Origin of the sequence: Pseudacidovorax sp. (genome assembly GCF_017991995.1) — a bacterium.
Lineage (GTDB): Bacteria > Pseudomonadota > Gammaproteobacteria > Burkholderiales > Burkholderiaceae_C > Xenophilus.
The window spans coordinates 137,344-150,744 of record NZ_JAGOPN010000012.1; the positions used below are offsets into that span (position 1 = coordinate 137,344).

The window sequence follows — 13,401 nt, forward strand, 5'->3', positions numbered from 1 at the left end:
TCAGGCTCCGAAGGCAGGGGCGTGGGGCATCACCGTCCAGACGCTGGTCTCCTGCGCCTCCAGCGGCTCGTCGGCGCGCGTCTCCAGCCAGAAGCGCTGCAGCAGGTTCTGCGCCACCTGCAGCCGGTAGTCGGCCGAGGCGCGCAGGTCGGTCATCGGCTTGAAGTCCTGGGCGAGTGCGGCCTTGGCGGCTTCGACGGTCTGCTGGGTCCAGGGCTTGCCGACGAGGGCGGCCTCGGCCTGGGTGGCACGGCGCACGATGGCGGCCATGCCGCCGTAGGCCAGGCGGATGCTGCGCACCACCTCGCCGTCCAGCTCCAGCGCGAAGCCGGCGCACAGGGCCGAGATGTCGCAGTCGAAGCGCTTGCTGATCTTGTAGCCGCGCAACTGGCGCTCGAACGCCGACAGCGGCAGCGCGATGCCCTGCACGAACTCGCCGCTCTGCAGCTGGTTCTTCATGTAGTCGACGTAGAAGTCGGTCAGGGGCATGCGGCGCACGCAGTGGCCCTTGCGCAGTTCCACCTCCGCATCGAGCGCCATGAGGATGGGCGGCGAGTCGCCGATGGGCGAGCCGTTGGCCACGTTGCCACCCAGCGTGCCCGCATGGCGGATGGGCGGCGAGGCGAAGCGCAGCCACACGTCCTGCAGCGAGGGCGCGCGCTGCACGATGGCGGACCAGGCGTCTTCCAGCGAGACGGCGGCGCCGATCCACAGCTCGTCCTGCTCCACCACGTCGATGCGCTTGAGCTCGGGCACGTTGCCGATGTAGAGGATGTCGCCCAGGTCGCGGAACTGCTTGTTGACCCACAGGCCGATGTCGGTGGAGCCGGCCAGCAGCCGCGCCTGCGGCTTGGCCACGCGCAGTTCGGCGAAGGCCTCCAGGCTGACGGGTGCGTGGAAGTGGTCAGTGCGGTGGCCGAGCGGCGCGGCGTAGTCGAAGGTGGCGTCGGTGCGCAGGGCCTGCAGTGCCTGCACCACGGGGGCGGTATCCAGCCTGACCGGCGGCAGGTCGAACATCTTCTGGCCGGCGTCGAGGATGGGCCGATAGCCCGTGCAGCGGCACAGGTTGCCCGACAGCTCGTCGGCCAGCTGCTGGCGCGTCGGCCGGCTGCCGCGGGCGCCGTGCTGCTCGTAGCTGGCCCACATCGACATCACGAAGCCCGGGGTGCAGAAGCCGCATTGCGAACCGTGGCAGTCCACCATCGCCTGCTGCACCGGATGCAGTTGCTGGACAGGGTGCTTGGAATGACGCTCGCCGTCGTGCACGCAGGCCGTCTGCGCCTTGAGGTCTTCGACGGTGAACAGCGCCTTGCCATGCAGCGTGGGCAGGAACTGGATGCAGGCGTTGACCGTCTGCAGCTTCAGCCCGCCGACGGCGCCGGATTCACCTTCGGCGGCCAGTTCGCCGATCACCACGGTGCAGGCGCCGCAGTCGCCCTCGTTGCAGCCTTCCTTGGTGCCGGTGCAGCGCGCGTCCTCGCGCAGCCAGTCGAGCACGGAGCGCGTGGGATGCACGCCGTCGACCGCCACCACGCGGCCGCGGTGGAAGAACTGGATGGGTTGGGTGGAGGTGCTCATGGATCTCGTGGGGGCAGCGAAGCCGCAGGCGGCGCGGCGATGGGCGAAGTTAGTCGGAGTCGAGCTTACGCGGATACGCCCTGGGCCATAGAGGCCATCCGCCAATCGTTATGCGCTGCGCGTGGGCACCCTCGCCATGCACCGTGGCGTCACCTGCGCGACCCATGCTGGTGCCGCAGGCCCTGCGGCGGTGCAGCATCCGGTCAGGCCGGCAGGCCAGTGTCCTCGCCGAACAGGCGCACGATCTCGCCGCGCAGCCAGCGGTTGGGCGCATCGTCCTCGAAGCGGCGGCTCCAGTGCAGGGCCACGCCGAAATCGCGCAGGGGAAAGTCGGGTTCGACGATGGCGAAGCCGGCGCCTTCGCCGAAGCTGCGGGCGATGTTGCGCGGCATGACCACCGCCAGGTCGGTGTCGCGCACGATGGCAGGCAGCACCATGAAATGCTCGGTCACCAGCCGCACGCGCTCCTCCAACTCCATCAGCTGCAGGATGCGCAGGGTGTCGGCATGCGAGCGCACGGCCACGAAGTCCAGCGTCTGCAGCGCCGCCAGCAGCGCCTTGCCGCGCAGGGTGCGGCGGGCGAAAGGATGGCCGTCGCGCACCAGCACGATGTAGCGGTCGTTCAGCAGGTGCTGGCGCCGCGTGTCCTTCACCTTGGGCAGGAAGCCGAAGGCCAGGTCGATGCGGCCCTCGTCCAGCGCGGCAGCGATGTCCTGCGGGCGCAGCGGCAGCGTCTCCAGCCGCACGCCGGGCGCCAACGCGCGCAGGTGCTGCATCAGCGGCGGCAGGAAGCGGCCCTCGCCGATGTCGCTCATGTGGATACGGAAGGTCTTGCGCGAGCGGGCCGGGTCGAAGCGCTCGGGCTCGGCCACGGCCTCATGGAGCGCCGCGAGCGCCGCCCGCACGGCCGGCGCCAGCCGCTCGGCCCGCGGCGTGGGCGCCACGCCGCCGGCCACCCGGGTGAACAGCGCGTCGCCCAGCGCGAGCCGCAGCCGCGTCAGGCCATGGCTGACCGCCGGCTGGGTCAGGCCCAGGGCCTCGGCGGCGCGGCTCACGTTGCGGGTGCGGTGCACGGCATCGAAGACGCGCAGCAGGTTCAGGTCCAGCTTTTCCATATGCACGCCGTTCATAACACTTAGCGGGTCCATTGCATTGAGGACATGCCCCAGGCGCCGGACACTCCGCGCTTTCGCATGAGCGGCCCCCCGGGCTGCGGTGGCCGACGCCCCTGGACGCGCGGCCAGGCCCCCACGACGGAGAGACAAGAACATGGAAGTTTCCTTCAGCAAGGAAGTGCAGGCGCTGCGCCTGGGCGCGGGCCAGACCTTCCACGGCGAGGGCATCCTGGCCATCACCAAGGGCCTGCTGCAGGCCGGCGTGGCCTACGTGGGCGGCTATCAGGGCGCGCCGGTGTCGCACCTGCTGGACGTGATGGTGCAGGGCCGCGACTACATGCAGGAGTTGGGCGTGCACGTCGAGGCCTGCTCCAACGAGGCTTCAGCCGCGGCCATGCTGGGCGCCTCTATCCACTACCCGCTGCGCGGCGCCGTCACCTGGAAGTCCATCGTCGGCACCAACGTGGCGGCCGATGCCCTTTCCAACCTCAGCTCGCCGGGCGTGACCGGCGGCGTGCTGATCGTGGTGGGCGAGGACTACGGCGAAGGCGCCAGCGTGATCCAGGAGCGCACCCATGCCTATGCGCTCAAGTCCAGCCTGTGCCTGCTGGACCCGCGCCCCCACCTGCCGACCATGGTGCGCATGGTGGAGGAAGGCTTCAACCTCTCCGAGGCCTCGAGCATGCCCTGCATGATGGAGCTGCGCATCCGCGCCTGCCACGTGCGCGGCAGCTTCGACTGCAAGGACAACCGCGCCCCGGCCGTCAGCACCCGCAGCCTGATGGAGGAGCCGGCCCGCTTCGACTACGAGCGCCTGGCCCATCCGCCCGTCACCTTCGGCCACGAGAAGCGCAAGAGCGCCGAGCGCATTCCGGCCGCGCAGCGCTACATCGCCGAGCACGGCCTGAATGAGCTGATGCCCGGCCCACGCGAGGACCTGGGCATCGTGGTGCAGGGCGGGCTCTACAACGCCCTCATCCGCGCGCTGCAGCAGCACGGCCTGGCCGATGCCTTCGGCCAGAGCGAGATCCCGATCCTGGTGCTCAACGTCACCTATCCGCTGGTGCCGGCGCAGATCGTCGACTTCGCCGCCGGCAAGCGCGCCCTGCTGGTGGTGGAGGAAGGCCAGCCCGAGTACATCGAGCAGGACATCGCGACGCTGCTGCGGCGGCGCGACCTGCGGACGCCGCTGCACGGCAAGGACCTGCTGCAGATGGCGGGCGAGTACACCACCGAGGTGTTGACCCGTGGCCTGGCCGCCTTCGCCGCGCGCTACCTGCCCGAGGGCGCCGGCCAGACCGGTACCGACTGGCTGGCCGCCAACGACGCGCGCCGCCGGGCCGTGGCCGAGCTGCTGGGCAAGCCGCTGCCGGGGCGGCCGCCGGGCTTCTGCATCGGCTGCCCGGAGCGGCCGGTGTTCTCGGCCCTCAAGCTCGCGCAGCAGGAAGTGGGCAAGGTGCACATCGCCGCCGACATCGGCTGCCATGCCTTCGGCACCTTCGAGCCCTTCAGCGGCGGCCATTCGATCCTGGGCTACGGCATGAGCCTGGCCAGCCGCGCGGGCGTCTCGCCCATGATGCAGCGGCGGGTGCTGTCGATCATGGGCGACGGCGGCTTCTGGCACAACGGCCTGCTCACCGGCGTGCAGAGCGCCCTCTTCAACGGCGACGACGCCGTGCTGCTGATCTTCAAGAACGGCTACACCAGCGCCACCGGCACGCAGGACATCATCTCCACGCCCGACGAGGACACCAAGGCCCGCGCCGAGGACAAGCAGCAGAGCCTGGCCCACAAGAACCACACCATCGAGGACACGCTGCGCGGCCTGGGCGTGAAGTGGATGCGTACGGTCCATACCTACGAGGTGGCAACCATGCGGGCCACGCTGACGGAGGCCTTCACGACCTCCTTCGAAGGGCTGAAGGTCATCATTGCCGAAGGCGAATGCCAGCTGGAGCGCCAGCGCCGCATCAAGCCCTGGATCGCACAGCTGCTCAAGAAGGGCGAGCGCGTGGTACGCGTGAAGTACGGCGTGGACGAGGACGTGTGCAACGGTGACCACGCCTGCATCCGCCTGTCGGGCTGCCCCACGCTGACACTCAAGGACAACCCCGACCCGCTGAAGGTGGACCCGGTGGCCACCGTCATCGACGGCTGCGTGGGCTGCGGCCTGTGCGGCGCCAATGCGCATGCGGCCACGCTGTGCCCCAGCTTCTACCGGGCCGAGGTGGTGCAGAACCCGCGCTGGCACGAGCGGCTGCTGCACGGCCTGCAGTCCGCCCTGGTGCGCGCCCTGCGCCCGGCATGAGGAGCAACCCATGCCCGCTTCGCTCCATCCCCGCTTCGACACCATGAATCCCATCGCGTCCGCGAATCAACGCCCCCTCACCCTGCTCCTGTGCGCCCTGGGCGGCGAAGGCGGCGGCGTGCTCACCGAATGGCTGATCGAGGCCGCCCGCCATGCGGGTTACGCGGCGCAGAGCACCTCGGTGCCCGGCGTGGCCCAGCGCACCGGCGCCACCACCTACTACGTCGAGGTCTTCCCGGTGCCGCTGGCGCAGCTGCAAGGGCGCCAGCCGGTGTTCAGCCTGGTGCCAGCCCCGGGCGCGCTGGACGTGATCGTCTCCTCCGAGTTGCTGGAGACCACGCGCCAGATCGCCAATGGCATGGCCGACCCAACGCGCACCCAGGTCATCACCTCCTCCAGCCGCAGCCTGACCACGGCCGAGCGCATGGCGCTGGGCGACGGCCGGGCCGATGCGGCGCAGCTGCTGGAGGTGGTGCGCCGCTTCAGCCGCGCGCACCAGGTGCTGGACATGGCGGCGATGGCCCGCGAATGCGGCACCGTCATCAGCAGCATCATGTACGGCGCCATCGCCGGCAGCGGCGTGCTGCCCTGGCCGCGCGCGGCCTTCGAGGCGGCGATCCACGATCCGGCCTCGGGCAAGGCGCCGGGCGCCACCGCGGCGGCCAGCCTGCGCGGCTTTGCGCGTGCCTACGAGGCGGTGAATGCACCGCGGCAGCAGGCGGCCTTCGTCGATGCGCTGCTGAAGGACCCGAAGGTGGAAGCCACGCCGGCCCCGACGCTGCCCGCCGACCTGGCCAGCCGCTTTCCGCCCGCCGTGCACGAGATGATGGCCCTGGGCCATGCGCGCACGCTGGAGTACCAGGACGGGGCCTACGCAAGTCGCTACACGGACCGCCTGGCGCGCGTGCTCGATGCCGAACGCGCGTCCGACCCCGCGGGCGCGCACGGCTGGGCCATCACCCGCGAGATGGCCCGCTGGCTGGCCCTGTGGATGGCCTTCGACGACATCGTGCGCGTGGCCGCGCTCAAGGCCCGCGCCAGCCGCGCCGAGCGGGTGCGCATGGAGGTCAAGGCCGGCGAGGCCGACCTGCTGCGCGTCTACGACCACTTCAAGCCCGGCGTACCGGAATTCGCCGCCCTGCTCCCGCCCGCCCTCGCCCGCCGGCTGCAGGACTGGGACCGCGCCCGCCAGCGCCGCGGCCAGTCGCCGTGGGCCCTGCCGCTGAAGGTGGGCAGCCACTCGGTCATGGGCATGGCCGCGCTGCGGCTGCTCGCCAGCCTGCGCCGGCTGCGGCCCATCGGCAGCCGCTTCGCCGAGGAGCAAAGGCTGATCGAGCACTGGCTGGCCGCCGTCCAGGCCGGCGCGCGCGAGGACTGGGCCCTCGGCCACGAGCTCGCGCTGTGCGGCCGCCTGATCAAGGGCTACGGCAGCACCAACGAGCGCGGCAAGGCCAACCTGCTGCACATCGTCGACCACCTGGCCCGCAGCCCAGGCCGCACGCCGGCCGAGCGCGCGCAGGCCATTGCCGCGGCCCGCGAGGCCGCGCTGGCCGACGAGGCCGGCACCGCCCTCGACGCCACCCTGCGGGCGCACGGCGCGCCGCCGCGCCCGGTGGCCGAGCAGCCCATCCGCTGGATGCGCCGGCCGCCCCGCTCGCAGGGCCAGGGCGCCTGAGACACCGAGACCCCCAATAGACCAAGAAGGAGACAAGCGATGACCTCTCATCCCCACCCCGCCATCCGCAACCCGCGCCGCCGCCTGGCGCTGACCCTGGCCGGTGCCGCGTGCGTGGCCGCCGCCCTGGCGGCACCGCTGGCTACCCATGCCCAGGCCTGGCCGACCAAGCCGATCCGCGTCGTGGTCAACTTCCCGCCCGGCGGCGCGGCCGATCAGTTGGCGCGGCTCGTGGGCCAGCCCCTGTCGGAGGCGCTGGGCCAGCCGGTCGTGGTCGAGAACCGCGGTGGCGCCAACGGCAACATCGGCGGCGAGGTGGTGGCCCGCGCCCCGGCCGACGGCTACACGCTGCTGATGAGCTCCGGCGGCATGGTGTCGGTGAATCCGCACCTGTACGAGAAGATGCCCTTCGATCCCGCCAAGGACCTGGTGCCGGTGGCCGCCGCCGCGCGCGTGCTGGTCTACCTGGTGATCCGGCCCGAGCTCCCACCGAAGAACATCCAGGAGTTCATCGCCTACCTCAAGGCCCGGCCGGGCAAGCTCTCCTACGGCTCGCCCGGCGTGGGCAGCTCACCCCATCTGGCGGGCGAGATGTTCAAGTCGCAGACCGGCACCTTCGCCACCCATGTGCCCTACCGCGGCGCGGCGCCCGCGCTGCAGGACCTGCTGGCCGGCCAGATCGACTACTACTTCGACCCGGGTATCGCGCTCCAGCAGGTCAAGGCCGGCAAGCTGCGTCTGCTGGCGGTGGGCAGCCCGCAGCGCTCGCCGCTCTTTCCCGATGTGCCCACGCTGGCCGAGGCCGGCCTGAAAGGCTTCGACGCCGACACCGTGTTCGGCTTCTACGCGCCGGCCGGCACGCCCACGCCGGTGATCGCGCGGCTCAACACCGAGATCAACAAAGTGCTGGGGCTGCCGATGGTGAAGGAACGCATCCAGCAGCTCGGCGGCGAAGCGGCGCCCGGCACGCCAGCCGCCTTCCACGACCGCGCGATGGCCGATTCAACGCGCTTCGGGGCCATCATCAAGGAGCGGGGCATCAAGGCCGATTGAGGCCCGCCCCGCCCGCATGAGCCCCTCTGCCCTCGGCGCCGGGCGAGAAGGCTCCCCGGTCGCGCCGCCGTTAACCTGCCGCCATGTCCAAGACCATCACCTACACCGCCCGCGTCGAATTCGGCGACTGCGACCCTGCCGGCATCGTCTGGTTTCCCAACTTCTTCGGCTGGATCGACGCCGCCTCGCGCCATTTCTTTGCCGGCTGCGGCGTGCCGCGCTGGGAAGAGACGACACGCACCCTCGGCGTCGTCGGCACGCCGCTGGTGGACACCCAGGCCCGCTTCGTCAGCACCGCCAGCTATGGCGACACGCTCCACTTCGCCGTGCAGGTCCGCGAGTGGCGCGAGAAGAGCTTCGTGCAGGCCTACCGCGTGACCCGCGACGACCCCGAGGGCGAGACGCTGATCCTCGAATGCGAGGAAGTGCGCATCTTCGGCGGCAAACGGCCCGACGGGCGGCTGCGCGCGCTTCCCATTCCGCCCGAGATCCGTGCCTTGTGCGAGTGAGCCGGCGCCCTGCGCCCCGGCGCGGGAGACCTCAACAGCGCGGCACACGCGCCTACACGCGGATGGGCAGCCGCCAGGGAACATCCGGCGGCTCGTGACGTCGGCCGAGCGCAGCGCCTCGACGCAGACGGCCCGCCCGTCCGGGGCCGCGGGGGCCGGGGCCGCGCCGTCCCTCCTGCCCCTACGTCCGTCCATGATCCACACCATCGCCCTGCAACCGGCCCCTGGGGGCTCGCCATCCGCCGCCAGCGGGCGCTGCAAGGGCTGCCGCGAAGGCGAGGTGCCGCTCTTTCCCTTCAGCTTCGCCTACCAGCCGATCCTGGACCTCCAGGCTGGCGAGATCTGGGCGCACGAGGCGCTGGTGCGCGGGCCGGACGGCGAAGGCGCCATGACGGTGCTCGACCAGGTCAATGCCGACAACCGCTACCGTTTCGACCAGGCCTGCCGCGTCAACGCGATCCGCATCGCCGCCGCGCTCGGCATAGACACGCGCCTGTCGATCAACTTCCTGCCCCAGGCGGTGTACCGGCCGGAGATCTGCATCCGCACCACGCTCGAGGCAGCCGACAAGTACAGCTTTCCGCGCGACCGCATCGTGTTCGAGGTGACCGAAGGCGAGCGGGTCAGCGACGGGCCCTGGCTCGCCTCCATCCTCACCGAGTACCAGCGCTGCGGCTTCCTGACGGCCATCGACGACTTCGGCGCCGGCTACGCGGGCCTGACGCTGCTGGCCGACTTCCAGCCCGATGTCGTCAAGCTGGACATGGCCCTGGTGCGCAACGTCGACACCAGCCGCGCGCGCCAGGCCATCACCCGCGGCATCCTGCGCATGTGCGAGGAGCTGGCCATCACGGTGGTCGCCGAGGGGGTCGAGACGGCCGGCGAGCGCGACTTCTTCCTGCACGAGGGCGTGCGGCTGATGCAGGGCTACCTGTTCGCCCGGCCGCGCTTCGAGGCACTGGCGCCGAAGGCCGAGATCTTCGGCTGAACCGGCGCCGGGCGGCCCCGCCTCAGTCCGGCATCACCAGCAGCGCGCGGAAGTCGTTGACGTTGGTGTGCGTGGGCCCGGTCACCAGCAGGTCGCCGAGTGCATCGAAGAAGCCATAGGCGTCGTTGCGGTCCAGGTGGTCCGACAGCTTGAGGCCGCGTTGCGCCGCGCGGGCCAGCGTATCGGGTCCGACGAAGGCGCCGGCGTTGTCCTCCACGCCGTCGATGCCGTCGGTGTCGGCGGCAAGCGCCCACACGCCGGGCTCCCCCATCAGCGCGCCGGCCAGGCCCATGCAGAACTCGCCCGCGCGTCCGCCCCGCCCCTTGGCGGTGCCGGGTGGGCGCTGGCGCACGGTCACCGTGGTCTCGCCGCCAGACAGGATCACGCAGGGCCGCGCGAAGGGCGTGCCGTGGCGCGCCACCGCGCGGGCCAGGGCGGCGTGCACCTTGCCGACCTCGCGCGACTCGCCTTCCATGTCGTCACCCAGCACATGGGCGTCGATGCCCGCCGCGCGGGCCGCCAGCGCGGCCGCCTCCAGCGACTGCCGCGGCGTCGCGATCAGGTGCACCGCATGGCCGGCAAACGCGGCATCGGCCGGCTTGGGGGTTTCGAGGCAGCCGCCGCGCAGGCCTTCCATGACGCGGGCCGGCAACTCGATGCCGTAGCGCTGCAGGATGGCGAGGGCGTCTGCGCAGGTGCTGCCGTCGGGCACCGTGGGGCCGCTGGCGATGACGGCCGGGTCGTCGCCGGGCACGTCGCTGATGGTGAGCGTGACCACCCGGGCCGGCGCGCAGGCCGCGGCCAGCCGGCCACCCTTGATGCGCGAGAGGTGCTTGCGCACGCAGTTCATCTCGCCGATGTGCGCGCCCGATTCGAGCAGCTGGCGGTTGATGCGCTGCTTGTCCTCCAGCGTCAGCCCCTCGGCCGGAAGCGTCAGCAGCGCCGAGCCGCCGCCGGAGATCAGGCACAGCACCAGGTCGTCGGCCGTGAGGCCATGCGTGAGGGCGAGCATGCGCTCGGCGGCGCGCAGGCCGGCGGCGTCGGGCACGGGGTGCGCGGCCTCCACCAGCTCGATGCGCGACGGCACGCCGGCCGGCCGCGGCGGGATGTGGCCATAGCGCGTGACCACCAGGCCCGACAGCGGGGCGTCCTGCGGCCAGAGGGCCTCCAGCGCCTGCACCATGGAGCCCCCGGCCTTGCCGGCGCCCAGCACCAGCGTGCGGCCGCGCGGCGGCGGGGGCAGGTACTGGCCCATGCGCGCGAGGGGCAGCGCCTGGTGCACGGCGACACGGTAGAGGTGTTCGAGGAAGGCGCGCGGCTGCTGCTTCGGATCAGGAAGCGAGGCAGACGCGGTGTCGGATGCGATCATGTTCTTTGTCTCCAGGGACCCGGCAAAGCCGCCGAGGTCTTTGAATGCGCGAGAGGACTGTACCGATGAAAACCCTGCTGATCCGCCACGCGAGCTGCGTGGCGACCTTCGACGACGCGCGCACCGAGCTGCGCGATGCCTCGGTGCTGGTGCGCGGCCACCGCATCGAGGCCATCGGCCCCGCGGCCGACCTGCCGCAGCAGGCCGACGAGGTGATCGATGCCCGCGGCCATCTGGTCATGCCGGGGCTGGTCAACACCCATCACCATATGTACCAGTCGCTGACGCGCGCCATACCGGCGACGCAGGACGCGGAACTCTTCGGCTGGCTGCGCGGGCTCTACCCGATCTGGGCCGGGCTCACGCCCGAGATGGTGAACGTCTCCACGCAGGTGGCCATGGCCGAGCTGCTGATGTCCGGCTGCACCACCAGCAGCGACCATCTCTACATCTACCCCAACGGCGTGCGGCTGGAGGACAGCATCGAGGCCGCGCAGGCCATCGGCATGCGCTTCGTCGCGTCGCGCGGGGCCATGAGCCTGGGCCAGTCGAAGGGCGGCCTGCCGCCCGACCGCGTGGTGGAGGACGAGGAGGCCATCCTGCGCGACACCGAGCGCCTGATCACCACCTGGCACGACCGCAGCCACGGCGCCATGGTCAACGTGGCGGTGGCGCCCTGCTCGCCCTTCTCGGTCAGCCGCGAGCTGATGCGCGATGCCGCGGCCCTGGCCCGCCAGCATGGCGTGCGCCTGCACACCCACCTGGCCGAGAACGACCACGACATCGCCTTCACCCGCGAGAAGTTCAACTGCACGCCGGCCGAATACGCGCAGGAACTGGGCTGGCTGGGCGACGACGTCTGGCATGCCCACTGCGTCAAGCTGGACGAAGCCGGCATCGGCCTGTTCGCGCGCAGCCGCACCGGCGTGGCCCACTGCCCTTGCAGCAACATGCGCCTGGCCTCGGGCCTGGCGCCCATCCGCCGCATGCTCGACGCTGGCGTGCCCGTGGGCCTGGGCGTGGACGGCAGCGCCAGCAACGACGGCGCGCACATGGTCGGCGAGGCGCGGCAGGCGCTGCTGCTGGCGCGGGTGCGCCGCTCGCTCGATGCCTTCGGCTGCGACCACGGCCCGGCCGAGATGACCGCCCGCGACGCGCTGGCCATGGCCACCCGCGGCGGCGCCCAGGTGCTCGGCCGCGCCGACATCGGCCACCTGGCGCCGGGCATGTGCGCCGACCTGGCCCTGTTCGACCTGCGCACCCTGGGCTTCGCCGGTGGCGCCGTGCACGACCCCGTGGCCAGCCTGCTGCTGTGCGCCAGCCCGCAGGCGGCGTACACGGTGGTCAACGGGCGGGTGGTGGTGCGCGAAGGCCAGCTGGCGACGGTGGAATTGCAACCGCTGGTGGAGCGGCACAACCGGCTCGCCGTCCAGCTCGCCGAAGCGGCCCGCAGCGCCTGATTGATCGCGGATGACTCCCTCTCCCGCGAGAGAAGAGGGGTTCGAAGCCACGCCTCGCCGCTCTGGGTTTCTCATGCCAGCAGCAGCCATGGGCGGAGACGGGCGGGCCCAAGCATGCCCGTCTCCCGGTGTCAGTTCGTCTTCGCCCCGCCCTGGAACCAGCGCCCGATGAGCGCCCGCTCGGCCTCGGTGATACCGGTGGCGTTGTTCATCGGCATGATCTTCGTCACCACCACCTGCTGGTAGACGGCCTGCGCATGCGCGGCCACCTGCTCGGGCGAGTCGAGCCGCACGTTCTTCATCTGCACGGCGGCGCCGTGGCACAGGTAGCAGCGCTGCTCCAGCACCTTCTGCACCTCGGCATAGGCCACGGGCGCGGCCTGCGCGGCGGCGGGTTGCGGCGCCACGGGCTCGGGCTTCATCCAGACGATGGTCAGGCCCAGGACGGCGATGCCGAGCATGGCGTAGGGCAGCGGGTTCTTCGCGTTGCCCAGCTTCCAGCGATGGCGCACCACGAAGAACTGGCGGATGGCGGCGCCGCCCAGCATGATCAGCAGCAGCACGATCCAGTTCTGCGGATGCGTGTAGGTGAAGCTGTAATGGTTGGACAGCATCGCGAACAGCACCGGCAGCGTGAAGTAGGTGTTGTGCACGCTGCGCTGCTTGCCGCGCTGGCCGTGGATCGGGTCCACCGGCTTGCCCTCGCGCAGGGCCGCCACGCTCTTGCGCTGGCCCGGGATGATCCAGAAGAACACGTTGGCGCTCATGGTCGTGGCCATCATGGCGCCCACCAGAAGGAAGGCGGCGCGCCCGGCGAACCAGTGGCAGGCCAGCCAGGCCGCGAAGGCGATGAAGAGCGCGATCAGCACGCCGACGATGGTGTCGCCGTTTTTGCGTCGCCCGAAGATCTGGCAGATGCCGTCGTACACCATCCAGAACACGACGAAGAAGGCGAGCGCGACGGCGATGGCGGCGCCGGGCTGCCAGTCCATCTTGCTCTTGTCGATGAGGTAGGTGCTGGCGTTCCACAGGTACGACACCGTGAAGAGCGCGAAGCCGCTCAGCCAGGTGGAGTAGCTTTCCCAGAAGGACCAGTGCAGGTGCTCCGGAATCTTGCGCGGCGCCACCGCGTACTTCTGCATGTTGTAGAAGCCGCCGCCGTGCACGGCCCATTGCTCGCCGCCCACGCCCTTGTCCAGCGATTCGGCGTCCTTGGGCTTCTCGAGGCTGTTGTCCAGCATCACGAAGTAGAAGGAGGCACCGATCCAGGCGATCGCGGTGATGACGTGGAGCCAGCGCAGCAGCAGGTTGGCCCAGTCGAGGTAGTAGCTTTCCATCGCTCAACC

General features: G+C 71.1%; 10 protein-coding genes. 6 read left to right on the forward strand and 4 right to left on the reverse strand.

What is annotated here, in order from left to right; translation table 11 throughout:
- Both xdhA and KBC94_RS17250 read right to left on the reverse strand, forming a co-directional pair.
- Entirely contained in the window at positions 1-1,578 is a 1,578-nt protein-coding gene (gene xdhA, locus KBC94_RS17245) for a xanthine dehydrogenase small subunit (RefSeq protein WP_294372786.1), read from the reverse strand.
- A gap of 203 nt (positions 1,579-1,781) precedes the next feature.
- Complete coding sequence (locus tag KBC94_RS17250; protein ID WP_294372787.1) at positions 1,782-2,708, reverse strand: LysR family transcriptional regulator; 927 nt, start codon at positions 2,706-2,708, stop codon at positions 1,782-1,784.
- A gap of 139 nt (positions 2,709-2,847) precedes the next feature.
- Between KBC94_RS17250 and KBC94_RS17255 the strand changes: the two genes are divergently transcribed.
- From KBC94_RS17255 to KBC94_RS17275, 5 genes are all read left to right on the forward strand, one after another.
- Complete coding sequence (locus KBC94_RS17255; protein WP_294372789.1) at positions 2,848-5,001, forward strand: indolepyruvate ferredoxin oxidoreductase subunit alpha; 2,154 nt, start codon at positions 2,848-2,850, stop codon at positions 4,999-5,001.
- 10 nt (positions 5,002-5,011) lie between these two features.
- Positions 5,012-6,676 (forward strand): indolepyruvate oxidoreductase subunit beta family protein, encoded by a 1,665-nt coding sequence (locus KBC94_RS17260; protein ID WP_294372792.1) that lies wholly within the window; start codon positions 5,012-5,014, stop codon positions 6,674-6,676.
- Positions 6,677-6,715: 39 nt separating this feature from the next.
- Positions 6,716-7,729: a tripartite tricarboxylate transporter substrate binding protein gene (locus KBC94_RS17265; protein WP_294372795.1), complete on the forward strand. Its 1,014-nt coding sequence runs from the start codon at positions 6,716-6,718 to the stop codon at positions 7,727-7,729.
- A gap of 83 nt (positions 7,730-7,812) precedes the next feature.
- Complete coding sequence (locus tag KBC94_RS17270) at positions 7,813-8,238, forward strand: thioesterase family protein (protein ID WP_294372797.1); 426 nt, start codon at positions 7,813-7,815, stop codon at positions 8,236-8,238.
- Between the two features lie 193 nt (positions 8,239-8,431).
- On the forward strand, positions 8,432-9,226 hold the full coding sequence (locus tag KBC94_RS17275; RefSeq protein ID WP_294372800.1) for an EAL domain-containing protein: 795 nt from the start codon (positions 8,432-8,434) through the stop codon (positions 9,224-9,226).
- A gap of 22 nt (positions 9,227-9,248) precedes the next feature.
- On the opposite strand, the gene KBC94_RS17280 is transcribed toward KBC94_RS17275, so the two are convergent.
- The gene (locus KBC94_RS17280) at positions 9,249-10,595 is read right to left on the reverse strand and encodes a glycerate kinase (RefSeq protein ID WP_294372802.1); all 1,347 of its coding nucleotides are present in this window, start codon (positions 10,593-10,595) and stop codon (positions 9,249-9,251) included.
- Between the two features lie 65 nt (positions 10,596-10,660).
- Here KBC94_RS17280 and KBC94_RS17285 point away from each other — a divergent pair, with 65 nt between their 5' ends.
- On the forward strand, positions 10,661-12,055 hold the full coding sequence (locus tag KBC94_RS17285) for an 8-oxoguanine deaminase (protein WP_294372805.1): 1,395 nt from the start codon (positions 10,661-10,663) through the stop codon (positions 12,053-12,055).
- Positions 12,056-12,186: 131 nt separating this feature from the next.
- Here KBC94_RS17285 and KBC94_RS17290 read toward each other — a convergent pair whose 3' ends face one another.
- Positions 12,187-13,392, reverse strand: a complete 1,206-nt coding sequence (locus KBC94_RS17290) for a urate hydroxylase PuuD (RefSeq protein ID WP_294372808.1) — start codon at positions 13,390-13,392, stop codon at positions 12,187-12,189.
- Between the last annotated feature and the right edge of the window lie 9 nt (positions 13,393-13,401).

Coding starts and splice junctions, on each gene's coding strand:
- xdhA (WP_294372786.1), bottom strand. CDS start 1,578: ATGAGCACCTCCACCCAACCCATCCAGTTCTTCCACCGCGGCCGCGTG.
- KBC94_RS17250 (WP_294372787.1), bottom strand. CDS start 2,708: ATGAACGGCGTGCATATGGAAAAGCTGGACCTGAACCTGCTGCGCGTC.
- KBC94_RS17255 (WP_294372789.1), top strand. CDS start 2,848: ATGGAAGTTTCCTTCAGCAAGGAAGTGCAGGCGCTGCGCCTGGGCGCG.
- KBC94_RS17260 (WP_294372792.1), top strand. CDS start 5,012: ATGCCCGCTTCGCTCCATCCCCGCTTCGACACCATGAATCCCATCGCG.
- KBC94_RS17265 (WP_294372795.1), top strand. CDS start 6,716: ATGACCTCTCATCCCCACCCCGCCATCCGCAACCCGCGCCGCCGCCTG.
- KBC94_RS17270 (WP_294372797.1), top strand. CDS start 7,813: ATGTCCAAGACCATCACCTACACCGCCCGCGTCGAATTCGGCGACTGC.
- KBC94_RS17275 (WP_294372800.1), top strand. CDS start 8,432: ATGATCCACACCATCGCCCTGCAACCGGCCCCTGGGGGCTCGCCATCC.
- KBC94_RS17280 (WP_294372802.1), bottom strand. CDS start 10,595: ATGATCGCATCCGACACCGCGTCTGCCTCGCTTCCTGATCCGAAGCAG.
- KBC94_RS17285 (WP_294372805.1), top strand. CDS start 10,661: ATGAAAACCCTGCTGATCCGCCACGCGAGCTGCGTGGCGACCTTCGAC.
- KBC94_RS17290 (WP_294372808.1), bottom strand. CDS start 13,392: ATGGAAAGCTACTACCTCGACTGGGCCAACCTGCTGCTGCGCTGGCTC.